The following is an 11,875-nucleotide window of genomic DNA, read 5'->3' as shown; positions in this document are numbered from 1 at the left end:
GCATTGCACAAGAATGTGCTGGAAACGGCGTTGAACGAGGAGGTCGTGAAAAGAGCTCCAGCGGCGCCTGGTGGCGTGGACGAGATCGTGTTGTCACTGCACGCGAAAGGGCTTACCACGGGCGAGATTTCCGCGCACTTCGCCGACATTTACGGGGCGTTGGTGTCGAAGGAAGCGGTATCGAGGATCATCGACAGCGTTGTGGCGGAGATGGACGAATGGCCCAACCGTCCGCTGGAGGCGGTCTACACCGCGATCTTCACCCAAACATGATCCACAGGACGCTCTAGGGCGCCAGGATGTGTCTCGACCGAGCGGTTGAAGGCGCCACGACGGTATTCCGTGTGCTGGTTGTGACCAACGGAGACCATCCGCACGTCGTACTTGGCGAGTTCGTCGATGGTCGCCCAGTACGAAGAACAGCAGCACAAGGCCGGTTTGCCCGGAGAAGCGATCGCGTTCAGCGGCAGGTCACCCAGATCGGATTGCGCACCGGCCGAGGTTACGCGAAAGCCGACCGGAGTGACCGCGGTGCCGCCGGGCCGCGAACCGACGCTCTCCCAGAGCTCGGTCGCGGCCACGGCACCGGTGGTCAGCACCGCGAGCGGGCTGATCGTGGCTTCGGCGGCCGGCAGAGCAGTCGCCTGCACGTGCGCGACTCGCCGCGTTCTTCCCGGTATGAGTTGGTTGCCATGCAGGAGGAGCTTCGTCTGTTGTTTCGCTTCTGGACTCCTCGCACCTGCACGCTTCCTGCGCAGGAAACCAATCCGCGCAGCGGCCAGGACCGGTCGCAGTCGTTGCAGGTGGTCGACACCTCCGACGGCAAGGTGCAACAGGCCAACCGGCGCCCAGCACACTGTCGGTGTTGGGAACGCACCGTACGCGGTCGTCGCTGCGCCGGATGGCAAGACCGCCTGGGGCACCGAGCAGGCGCCAAACAGTGTCCACTTTGGACATTTTCCGGTGGCAAACTGGCGCCGACGGGCAAGATCACCGTGGGTACCCACCCGAACCAGGCCGTCCTGGACAAGGCGGCCGTCGGCTGTTCGTGGCCAACGGTGACAGACCAGGTCAGAGCCAGCTCGCCCGCTGGGCCCAGCAGGTGCGCAAGAACAGCGGCCTCGCCGCCGACGGCAATGGGCCGGACGCCAAGACGTCCTCGGCGGTGGTTCCCGCAATGCCCGGCCAGCCCACGCCGATCAAGCACGTCATCTACGTCGTGAAAGAGAACCGCAGCTACGGCCAGGAATTCGGTTCGTTGGGCAAGGGCAAAGGCGACCCGTCGCTGAACCTGTTCGGCGACGGGTCCGCGCCCGACGCCCGCACTCTGCAGCGGCAGTAGGCACGGCCCCAACGGGCGGTCTCTTCCGGTTGTGCATCTGCTCAAGTAGTGACGACTCAGTTGTGGCGGTTGGACCGTAGCGTTGTCGAGCCCCGCGCGAGCATCCTGAGCCGCACCAAACCGAGCTGATCGGGAGATCGACTGGTGAACGCACAGCAGGACCACCGCGACGCAGACGTCCTCATCGTGGGTGCCGGTGCCTCCGGCGGAGTGGCGGCCCTCGAGTTGGCCACGCGCGGGTTCCGCGTGGTCTGCCTCGAGCAGGGCGACTGGGCACTTCCGGATGACTTTCCCGGGGGAAAGCCCCAATGGGAACTGGCCCGCCTGAAGCAGTGGAACCCCAGCCCGAACGTGCGCGGAGCGGCAAGCGACTACCCGATCGACGTCACCGAGAGTCCGATCGAGCCGCTCATGTTCAACGGCGTCGGAGGCAGCACCATCCTGTTCTCGGGGCACTGGGTGCGGGCGTTGCCCTCCGACTTCAGAGTCCGGACCCTCGACGGGGTGGCGGACGACTGGCCGTTCACCTACGAGGACCTGCGCCCCTTCTATGACGAAGTCACCCACCACATCGGTGCGTCCGGGCTCGATGGAGACCCGGCGTACCCGGATGCGCACACGTTTCCGCTGCCGCCGCTGCCGATCGGCAAGTACGGCCGCGCCGCGGCGAAGGGGATGGACAAGCTCGGCTGGCACTGGTGGCCCGCGCCCAACGCCATCGCCTCGCGGAAGTTCAAGAACCGGCCCGCCTGCCTGCGGTACGGCGCGTGCGAGTCCGGGTGCCCGACCGGTGCGAAGGCGAGCACCGACTTCACCCACTGGCGCGAGGCGATCGCCGCCGGAGCGGTCCTGGTGACCGGGGCCAGGGTGCGGCAGCTCACGGTCGACAACCGTGGTTTGGTGACCGGCGCCGAGTACCTCGATCGCGACGGTGTCCTGCACCATCAGGCGGCAGGCGTGACCGTGCTCGCCGCCAACGGGATCGGCACCCCGCGACTGCTGCTCAACTCGACGTCCGCGCAGTTCCCCGACGGTCTGGCGAACTCCTCGGGTTTGGTGGGCAAGCGGTTGATGTTGCACCCCTATGCCTCGGTGTACGGGACCTACGAGGAAGAGCTCGAAACCTGGCTGGGCCCTACCGGGCAGGCACTGCAGTCTCTGCAGTTCTACGAGACCGACACGGACCGGGGCTTCGTCCGAGGGGCGAAGTGGAACCTGATGCCGACCGGCGGCCCGCTCACCCACACGTTGTGGGAGCCCGGCCAGGACTGGCGCGAGGCGTTCGGACCGGCCTTCCACCGTCGGCTGCGGAGCACCTTCGGGCGCTACACCGAGTGGGGCATCACCACCGAGGACCTGCCGGAGGAGCACAACGAGGTCGTCCTCGACCCGGCGGCCACCGACTCCGACGGCATCCCGGTGCCGAAGATCCGCTACACCATCGGCGAGAACACCGAGCGCATGCTCAAGTTCCACGTCGACCGGGCTATCGAGGCGCACCTGGCCGCAGGGGCCACCGCGGTCCACCCCATCCCGGTCGTCCGCGACAGCGGCTGGCACCTCCTCGGCACCGCCCGCATGGGCACCGACCCCGCCACCTCCGTCGTGGACGAGTACGGCCGCGCCCACGACGTACCCAACCTCTTCGTCATCGACGGCAGCGTGTTCGTCACCTCGACGGGCGTCAACCCGACCGCCACCATCATGGCCGTCGCGCTGCGGGCGATGCGCCACCTCGCCGACAACCGGCACGACCAGACCACTGCCCACTGAGGACCCCGTGATGCTTGATTCCGAACAGCGAAGCACTTTCGCCGCACTCGCCAACGTTCTCATCCCGGCGTCCGAACCGATGCCGTCGGCCACCGCAGCAGGGGTTCCCGAGGCGTTGATCGATCAGGTCCTGGGCTACCGGCCGGACCTGGCCGAAGCGTTCGTCGGCGCGGTGGCCTCGTGCGCCGGCCAGGAGCCCGAGGCAGCGCTCGACGAGCTCGCCGCGCGCAGTCCCGACCAATTCCAAGCCCTCACCCTGCTCACCGCCGGCGCCTACTTCCTGAGCCCTCAGGTGAATTCCGCCCTCGCCTACGACCCACCGCCGCGCGCAGCCAACGACGACACCGACACGTACGTCGACATGTTGGTGCACGTCGCCGAGCGCGGTTTTCCGACCCCTTGAGCCCGACAAACGAAGGATCCACGATGGACGAGACACGACCTCAGATCGAGGCGGCTCCTCTGACCGGCGACGACCTGGCGCCGGTCGGTGTCGAGCCCGAAGCGTTGGCGCACTTCGTCGGCGGCGCTCGCTGGACGGGCACCGGGACCGAGACCCATCCAGTGGTCAACCCCGCGACGGGACAGCTGATCGCCCGGGCCCTGAGCGGCACGGCGGACGACGTCAACCATGCCGTGGCCGCTGCCAGGACGGCGTTCGCCGACTGGCGCCAGAAGACGCCGAAGGACCGGGCCGATGTGCTGCTCAAGGCCGCGGCCGTGGCCGAGACGCACGCCGAGGAGCTCGCACAGCTGGAGTCTGCCAACGCCGGCAAACCGATGCCGCTGGCCCGCGAGGACGTCGCCTTCACCATCGACACCCTGCGGTTCATGGCCGGGGCGGTCCGTGCTCAGCAGAACTTCGGCGCCGGTGAGTACGTCGCCGGCCGCACCTCGATGATCGTGCGGGAGCCGGTCGGGGTCGTCGCCGCCATCACCCCGTGGAACTACCCGCTACTCACCGCAGCCTGGAAGATCGGGCCGATCCTGGCGGCCGGTAACACCTGTGTGCTGAAGCCGTCCGAGCAGACCCCGCTGACCGCTCTGCGACTGGCAGAGCTGCTGGCCGACGTACTGCCCGCCGGCGTGCTCAACGTGGTCACCGGTGACGGGCCGGTCGTCGGCGAGGCGCTTGCGACCCACCCGGATATCGCGCTCGTGTCAGTCACCGGCAGCGTCCGCAGCGGCCAGGCGGTGGCCCGCGCGGCCGCCGAGTCGCTCAAGCGCGTGCACCTGGAGCTCGGCGGCAAGGCGCCCGTCCTGGTGTTCGCCGACGCCGACCTGGACGCGGTAGCCGACGGCGTCGCGTTCGCCGGCTTCGGTAACTCCGGACAGGACTGCGGTGCCGCATGCCGGGTCCTCGTCGAGGAGTCGGTGCACGACGACCTGGTCGCGCGGCTGGTGTCCCGGGCGGAGGCGCTGGCCGTCGGCGACCCGGCGGAGGGGGACCACATCGAGATGGGCCCGCTGGTCACGCAGACGCATCGTGACCGGGTGGTCGGCTTCCTGGACCGGGCCTACGCCGAAGGCGTGCGAGTCGCGACCGGTGGCAAGGCACCGGACGGCGCCGGTTTCTTCGTCCCCCCGACCGTCCTGGTGAACATCCCCGACGGAGCCGAGTGCACCCGCGAGGAGATCTTCGGCCCTGTCGTGACGGTCGAGACGTTCACCGGCGAGGACGCCGCGGTCGCGGCGGCCAACGGCACGAGGTACGGGTTGTCGGCGTCGGTCTGGACCGAGAACGCGCGGCGGGCCGCCGACCTGCCCGGTCGGCTGGACTTCGGCACGGTCTGGGTCAACGACCATCTCGCGTTCGCCACCGAGATGCCGTGGGGCGGCTTCAAGTCCTCCGGCTACGGGCGCGACCTGTCGGCGTACGCGCTCGACGACTACTCGCGCACCAAGCACGTCATGGTCAACCGGACCCGGTAGCCGGGGAGGAACGGAGCATGAGTGAGCAGCTGACGGGGTGGCGGGAGTCCGCTGCGGGCATCGAGTCGGCCACCATCCAGCCCATCCCGCTGGACCAGCGACACGGCACGAACCGGGACATGTTCACGATCTGGTTCGGCACCAACATCATGGTCTTGGCCGTCGTCACGGGTGCTCTGGCCACCACGTTGTTCGGCCAGCCGGCTTGGTCTGCTGCCCTGGCGATCGTCATCGGCAACTTGTTCGGTGCGGTCTTCATGGCACTGCATTCCGCTCAGGGCCCGCGTCTCGGCGTACCTCAGATGGTGCAGACCAAAGGACAGTTCGGTTCCTGGGGTTCCGTGCTGATCGTGCTGGTCGTGGTGATCATGTACCTCGGGTTCTTCATCTCGATCCTGGTGTTCGGAGGTGAGTCCCTCGCGTCCGTGATTCCACACCTGGGGCAGCGGGGCGGCATCGTCCTGATCGCCGCCGCCAGCCTCGCGGCCACCGTCTGGGGATACGCGCTGATCCACACCTATGCGCGGATCATGACCTTCGTCTCCGGCGCGGTCCTGCTGCTGGCATTCGTCTGGGCGTTCGTGGTTCACCCGATCCCGGTCACTTTCTTCCATACCAGCGGCGCCAGCCTGGCTGGGTTCATGAGCATTGTGTCGGCCTCGGCCGTCTGGCAGATCGCCTACGCGCCGTATGTCTCGGACTATTCCCGCTACATGCCGGCGCAGACCGGAGCGAAGCCGGCATTCTGGATGAGCTACTGGGGCAGCAGCGTCGGTTCGATCCTGCCGATGTTCCTCGGCGCAGGCATTGGGCTGCTCCTTCCGGATCTGGACCCCGTTGCCGGTCTGACCAAGGCCACCGCAGGGATCAGCGTGCTGGTGGTCGCCGTGTTCAGCGTCGGCGTCGCGGCCACGAACGCGATGAACCTCTACTGCGGCACGCTGTGCACGATCACCATCGTGCAGACGTTCGCGCCGCGCTTCACCGCCCGCAGCCGCGAGCGGGCCCTGATCGCCACTGGGCTCGTTGTGGTGGCGCTCGGGGTGGCGCTCACCGCGGGCGATGACTTCGTGGCGACGTACGACAACTTCCTGACGTTGCTGCTCGGCTCCCTGGTCCCATGGACGGCGATCAACCTCGTTGACTTCTACCTGGTCCGGCACGGCGACTACGCGGTCGAGGACTTCTTCCGGCGCGACGGCGGTCGCTACGGGCTGGTGAACTGGCCGGCGGTGATCTGCTACCTGATCGGGGTCGCGGTCCAGCTGCCCTTCATGGTCATCGGTACGGCGTACACCGGGCCGATCGCCAGGCTTCTCGGCAACACCGACATCTCGTTCCTGGCCGGCCTGCTCATCGTCTCGCCGCTGTACTACGTCACCGTCACGGCGCTGGCCCGGCGCAAGTCGGGCATCGGCGAAGCCGCCGCAAGCATCGGGGACGCGCAGCCACAACCCGAGTAACCCGATCAACCCCAGAGACGTCCGTCTGGCGTCTCTCGTCAATCCACCCACCTCCCTTTGATCGGAGCCACCCAACATGAGTGACCACCAGCCGATCGGTGCCCTCGAAGCGACCGTGGTCCCGCGCTTCGCCGGGCTCGGGACCTTCGCACGGATCCCGGCCATCGACTCCGTGCCCGACTACGACATCGCCGTTCTGGGCGTCCCCTTCGACGGGGGCACGTCCTACCGGCCGGGCGCCCGGTTCGGGCCGATGGGGGTCCGGCAGGCCTCGCGGCACCTGCGGCCGAGATTCCACGTCGAGCTCGACACCGCGCCGCTGGAGCAGCTCCAGGTCGTCGATGCCGGCGACGTCCCGTGCACGCCGTACTCCATCGACGAGGCCGTCCAGCAGATCGAGGGGTTCGCCCGCGAGGTCGTCGGGAATCGGGACCGGCGCCTGGTGACCATCGGCGGTGACCACACCGTCGCGCTGCCGATGCTGCGCGCGGCGCGGGACAAGTACGGCCCGATCGCGCTCATCCACTTCGACGCGCACCTGGACACCTGGGACACCTACTTCAAGGCCCCGATCACCCATGGGACGGTGTTCCGACGCGCGTTCGAGGAGGGCCTGCTCGCCGAGGAGAAGTCGATCCACGTCGGCATCCGAGGGCCCATCTACGACCGGCTCGACCTCGTCGACGACGCATCGTTCGGATTCCGGGTCATACGGGCCGGGGACCTGGACACGCTTGGTATCGACGGCGCCGTCGATGCGGTGCGGCGGCGGGTGGGGGACACCCCGGTCTACCTCTCGATCGACATCGATGTGCTCGACCCGGCGTTCGCACCAGGCACGGGCACGCCGGAGATGGGCGGACTCTCCAGTCGTGAGCTGCTGCACCTACTTCGCCGGCTCGACGGTCTCAACCTGGTCGGAGCCGACGTGGTCGAGACGGCTCCTTCCTACGACCACGCCGAGATCACGTGCGTGGCGGCCGCGACGGTCGCCTTCGACCTCATCACGCTCATGAGCAAGACCGACCCGTCGGCTGCCGCTCCCGGCTGACCGGTCTAGGCACTGCAAATGACAGGGTGGGCACCCGCAGACCAGGCGGACGCTGAGGTTCCGCTACCCGCACCGCCACGCAAACCGAGGTTGGAAAAACCTCACTAGGAGATGAGTTCGAGTGCGCGCAGTGCCAGCCACAGTTCGGCGATGTCACTTGTTTCGCTCAGGTCGCGGTGGGTGAGTTCTTCGATCTTGCGTATTCGGTAGAGGACGGTTTGCCGGTGGACGTGGAGTGCCCGGCTGGTGCGCTGCCATGAGCGCTGGTTGGCGAAGTAGGCGTTGAGGGTTTCCAGCAGATTGGTTCCGTGGTCTTCTTCGTGCTTGAGCATGGGGTGCAGAACGCGATCGACCAGGGACTGGGCGTCGGCGATGTTGGACAGGCCGATCCATGGTGCCGCGGTGTCGTAGCGAACGACGGCGGTACCGGTGCGGTCTGCGATGCCCTGGGACCAGTTCGACTCCCGGGCAGCTTCCGGCAGCCGAGTGACGGCGTTGACCGGACGGCTAATACCGATGCGCGCCGCTTCCCCCAGGGTTTTCGTCAGAACGAGGTCGAGGTCGTCGTTGTTCTTGACGAGGACGTGGGTTCGCCCGGAGCGGTGCCGGCAGATATGCGGGATGCCGTGGCGCCACAGCGCAGTGGGCAGTTCCTGCAGCCGTCCCTCGTCGTTGCTCTGCGCGGTGATGATGACGGTTCGATCGGGTTCGAGGTGCAGGTCGAGGAGCTGGTGGTGCCCCACCTGCGGATCGATGCGGCCGTCGAGGAGTTGGTTGAGCAGCTCAGCGCCAAACCGGCGTTGTTGTTCCAGCGCCAGTTGCGTTTGGGACAGTTCCAGCGCTGCGACCGTCGCCGCATGTTGCAGGAGGACCCCGTCAAGCGCTGCGCTCCGACCCCTGATGACCATCAGTGTGGCGTGCTCCTGAGTAGGTACCTCGACCAGCAGGACTTCGCGGCCGTCTGGGAGCGGAATGCCGAATGCGCCTCCCGTGAGGTGGCGCGTGGTGGTGTCTCTGCCGCGCACGGCCGTTGCGGCGTCGGGGTCGGGTGGGCCCACATTGGGGTACCACGGTTCGCCGGATTCCTGGTGGAGGAGGTGGACTTCGCAGCCGAGTTCGTGCTTGAGCGCGTCGAGGAAGTCGGTCTGGCCGGACCCTCGCGATGTCGTGCGCCTGATGGCGTCGTAGATCCGTTGCGTCTTGATGAGACGTTGCGACTGTTCCAGCAGGGTTGCTTCGGCGACCGCGCGGGAGATCGCCACGAACGGCAGCGGGTAGCGGATCCACAGCACCGGAAGCCGCAACCGCTCGCTGGCCTGCTCCAGCTGCTGGCGCAGCGGCGGGCAGTGCATGCGTTCGCCGATGGCGAGGGCACTGGCACCGGCCTCGACCAGCCGCTCGACCAGCTTCTCCTGGTCCTCGGCGCTGCTGGGAAGGGACATTCCGTTGGTCATCAGCATTTCGCCGCCGGTGATCCATTCCCACGGCTCGGGCAGATCGCAGGTGTGGGTCCAGGACACCGTGTTGTTCAGGCCCGCCGAGCCCGAATGCAGCCGGAGGCGCAGGTGCGGGATCTCGAGGAGCTCGCCGACGGTGATACCCATACCCCAGGTTAAACACTGCCTGTCGTTTGTTTGAAGCAGTTTGTGCGATCGTTCTAAACCATGCAGCGATTTTGAGTAGATCGTGACTTCACGGCTGAGGTGATGCCGCGTACACCTGTTCTCCAACCGACTTGCCCGCACCGCTGCGGCCGCTCCAAGCGGCGGGAGGAGGTCTGGATGACGACCTCGAACCATTCGATCGACGACGTCCCCTTGACGACGTTCCACAAGAAGCTGACCGCCTACTCGGTTCGTGGTCGGCGGGATTCCCGGGCTGTACCTGGTTGAACGGATCGGCCGTCGTCGGCTGCTGCTGTGGTCCTTCGCGGTCGTGGGTGTAGCGCTGCTAGTTCCCGCCGTCACCCCCGGCGTGCCCGGTTGGCTGTTCTTCACCGCCCTCGCGGTGTTCGCGGTCGGTTCAGGCGCCTCGAACTTCCTCCAGGTCGTCTACCCGAACGAGCTGTTTCCGACCGAGGTCCGCGCGACCGCCGTCGGCGTCGGCACCGCGTTCAGCCGGATCGGATCGGCGCTCGGGACCTACCTGATGCCCTTCGCGCTCCAATTCGGGCCAGCGACAGCCCTGCTCATCGGTGCGGCGGTCACCTTCCTCGGATTCGGCGTGACCGCGGTGTGGGGGATGGAGACTCGCGGCCGGTCGTTGAGCGAGACCTCGGCATCCGACGATGGTCCAGGAAACAGGACGACAGCAGCACCGCGCTCCAGCACGGCACGGACCTGACGCGGACACCCCGAGCACAGGAGTACGACGAGATGACTCGACGGAAGTGCACCTCGGCCGCCTTCGCCGCCGTCTGCGACCGTCATGGCGTTCGACGGTCGATGGCCAGTTCGGCGCCAGTTGCGATAACGCCTCAGCGGAAGCATTTTTCGCGATGCTCAACGGGTCCAGCCAGCGTGCTCGCCCTGATCCGCACCACCGGCCCCGCAGCGTGCACCTCGTCTATCCGCAGTTGGGCACGATGCGGGAACAGGACTCCCAGCGCTCCAAAGATCACTTGATACCCCTCTACACCTGTCTTTGATGTCGACGCAGGCGAACCGATCTACGGTCTTCTCAGGCGGAGGGCGAATCCGCCAATTTGCCCCACCTCGATCGCGTTCCACCTGCTATTGGTGAGGAGGACGGCGTGCGTTACGGCTTCGCCATCGACCAGCGGACCTGCATCGGCTGCCACGCCTGCACCGTCGCGTGCAAGACCGAGCACGAAGTGCCGGTCGGCCAGTTCCGAACCTGGGTCAAGTACGTCGAATCGGGTGATTTTCCGTCAACCACGAGAGATTTCGGCGTGATGCGGTGCAATCACTGCACGGATGCGCCTTGCGTGCAGATCTGCCCGACGAAGGCGTTGTTCAAGCGCGACGACGGCATCGTCGACTTCGACCGGGACCGGTGCATCGGCTGCAAGGGCTGCATGCAGGCATGCCCGTACGACGCGATCTACATCGACGAGGACACCCACACCGCCGCCAAGTGCAACTTCTGCGCCCACCGGGTCGACGAGGGCCTGGAGCCGGCGTGCGTTGTGGTGTGCCCGACGCACTCGATCTGGGTGGGTGACCTCGACGATCCTGGCAGCGGGATCGCCAGGCTGGTCAACGAGAATCCGGTCCAGGTGCGCGCGCCCGAGCAGAACACCGGACCGAACGTCTTCTACCTCGGTGCGGACCGGGCCGTCCTGGATCCGCTGGCGGCGCCGACCGGCGAGTCCTACATCTGGGCGCAGCCCGATGAGCACCGCCGCGAGGCGTCGAAGGACCTGCCCGTCGACCCGGTCAGCCGCGCCCGCACCACGCTGAACACCGCGCATCCCCGCCCGTGGGGGTGGCGGGTGACGACCTATCTGTGGACCAAGGCATTCGGTGCCGGTGCACTGCTGGTCGCCGCGCTGGCGCGGTTTCTCGGGGTCGACCTCGGTCTGCTGGGGACGGTCGTCGCGCCGACGCTCGGCGTCGTCGGTGCGGCGGCCACCGGGGTGCTGCTGGTATGGGATTTGAAGCAGCCCAAGCGGTTCCTGTACTTGCTGCTGAAACCGAACCCGACATCGTGGCTGGTGTGGGGTGCGCTGGTGCTAGGCGTCTTCGCCGCTATCGGTGCCGCGTGGCTGTGCACCGGCGTGCTGGCCGCCGCCGGGGTGATCAGCGCGCACACCGCCGACGCAGTGCTGGATCCGCTGGCCTGGGCGGTGATACCAGCGGCGGCGATGACCGCCGGCTACACCGGATTCCTGTTCGGCCAGGCCGAAGGCCGCGACCTGTGGCAGTCCCCGCTGCTGTTCTGGCACCTCATCGTGCAGGCCGTGATGGTCGGCGCCGGTGCGCTGCTGCTGCTTTCCGCGTTCGTCGACCCGTCCAGCGACGCGGTCGCGCTCGTCGTCCGAAGCCTGGCGATCAGCACCCTGCTGCACGTGGTGATGCTGCTGCTGGAGTACCTGGGCCGGCACCCGACCCGAAACTCCCAGGCCGCCGCGCACATGATCACCCGCGGTCGTTACGCGCGCCTGTTCTGGGGCGGCGGCGTCGCGACTGCCGCCCTCGCCGCGGTGGCCGCCGCAACTGGGTGGCAGGGCACGTCCGCAGCGCTCCCGGTACTGGCCGGCGTCCTCGTCCAGGGCGCGCTGCTGGCCTACGAGAGCGTGTTCGTGCGCGCCGCCCAAGACGTTCCGCTGTCCTGAATCGGGAGAGGAAACGC

General features: G+C 67.5%; 10 protein-coding genes and 1 pseudogene. 9 read left to right on the top strand and 2 right to left on the bottom strand.

Annotated elements, in window-relative coordinates:
• Positions 1-69 precede the first annotated feature (69 nt).
• Positions 70-261 (top strand): annotated as a pseudogene (locus ACWCO2_RS17300) (transposase); the annotation flags it as partial.
• On the opposite strand, the gene ACWCO2_RS17295 reads toward ACWCO2_RS17300, so the two are convergent.
• Entirely contained in the window at positions 246-833 is a 588-nt protein-coding gene (locus ACWCO2_RS17295; RefSeq protein ID WP_450128724.1) for a hypothetical protein, read from the bottom strand. The pseudogene ACWCO2_RS17300 and the gene ACWCO2_RS17295 overlap by 16 nt on opposite strands.
• Before the next feature lie 215 nt (positions 834-1,048).
• Here ACWCO2_RS17295 and ACWCO2_RS17290 point away from each other — a divergent pair, with 215 nt between their 5' ends.
• From ACWCO2_RS17290 to speB, 6 genes are all read left to right on the top strand, one after another.
• A complete protein-coding gene (locus ACWCO2_RS17290; protein ID WP_450128723.1) occupies positions 1,049-1,342 on the top strand; it encodes a hypothetical protein in 294 nt (97 codons plus the stop codon).
• A gap of 144 nt (positions 1,343-1,486) precedes the next feature.
• Positions 1,487-3,115 (top strand): GMC family oxidoreductase, encoded by a 1,629-nt coding sequence (locus tag ACWCO2_RS17285; protein ID WP_450128722.1) that lies wholly within the window; start codon positions 1,487-1,489, stop codon positions 3,113-3,115.
• 10 nt (positions 3,116-3,125) lie between these two features.
• The gene (locus ACWCO2_RS17280; RefSeq protein WP_450128721.1) at positions 3,126-3,518 is read left to right on the top strand and encodes a hypothetical protein; all 393 of its coding nucleotides are present in this window, start codon (positions 3,126-3,128) and stop codon (positions 3,516-3,518) included.
• Positions 3,519-3,541: 23 nt separating this feature from the next.
• A complete protein-coding gene (locus tag ACWCO2_RS17275) occupies positions 3,542-5,047 on the top strand; it encodes an aminobutyraldehyde dehydrogenase (RefSeq protein WP_450128720.1) in 1,506 nt (501 codons plus the stop codon).
• Between the two features lie 17 nt (positions 5,048-5,064).
• Entirely contained in the window at positions 5,065-6,510 is a 1,446-nt protein-coding gene (locus ACWCO2_RS17270) for a purine-cytosine permease family protein (RefSeq protein ID WP_450128719.1), read from the top strand.
• 76 nt (positions 6,511-6,586) lie between these two features.
• The gene (speB, locus tag ACWCO2_RS17265; RefSeq protein WP_450128718.1) at positions 6,587-7,561 is read left to right on the top strand and encodes an agmatinase; all 975 of its coding nucleotides are present in this window, start codon (positions 6,587-6,589) and stop codon (positions 7,559-7,561) included.
• A gap of 104 nt (positions 7,562-7,665) precedes the next feature.
• On the opposite strand, the gene ACWCO2_RS17260 is transcribed toward speB, so the two are convergent.
• A complete protein-coding gene (locus ACWCO2_RS17260) occupies positions 7,666-9,165 on the bottom strand; it encodes a PucR family transcriptional regulator (protein WP_450128717.1) in 1,500 nt (499 codons plus the stop codon).
• A 253-nt stretch (positions 9,166-9,418) separates the two neighbouring features.
• Between ACWCO2_RS17260 and ACWCO2_RS17255 the strand changes: the two genes are divergently transcribed.
• A complete protein-coding gene (locus ACWCO2_RS17255) occupies positions 9,419-9,904 on the top strand; it encodes an MFS transporter (protein WP_450128716.1) in 486 nt (161 codons plus the stop codon).
• 409 nt (positions 9,905-10,313) lie between these two features.
• Positions 10,314-11,858, top strand: a complete 1,545-nt coding sequence (locus ACWCO2_RS17250) for a 4Fe-4S dicluster domain-containing protein (protein WP_450128715.1) — start codon at positions 10,314-10,316, stop codon at positions 11,856-11,858.
• The last annotated feature ends 17 nt before the right edge of the window (positions 11,859-11,875 follow it).

The sequence above is a fragment of the Saccharopolyspora sp. NPDC002376 genome (assembly GCF_053593195.1).
This window is presented reverse-complemented; position numbering and strand designations above follow the sequence as displayed.

Coding starts and splice junctions, on each gene's coding strand:
- ACWCO2_RS17280 (WP_450128721.1), top strand. CDS start 3,126: ATGCTTGATTCCGAACAGCGAAGCACTTTCGCCGCACTCGCCAACGTT.
- speB (WP_450128718.1), top strand. CDS start 6,587: ATGAGTGACCACCAGCCGATCGGTGCCCTCGAAGCGACCGTGGTCCCG.
- ACWCO2_RS17260 (WP_450128717.1), bottom strand. CDS start 9,165: ATGGGTATCACCGTCGGCGAGCTCCTCGAGATCCCGCACCTGCGCCTC.
- ACWCO2_RS17270 (WP_450128719.1), top strand. CDS start 5,065: ATGAGTGAGCAGCTGACGGGGTGGCGGGAGTCCGCTGCGGGCATCGAG.
- ACWCO2_RS17275 (WP_450128720.1), top strand. CDS start 3,542: ATGGACGAGACACGACCTCAGATCGAGGCGGCTCCTCTGACCGGCGAC.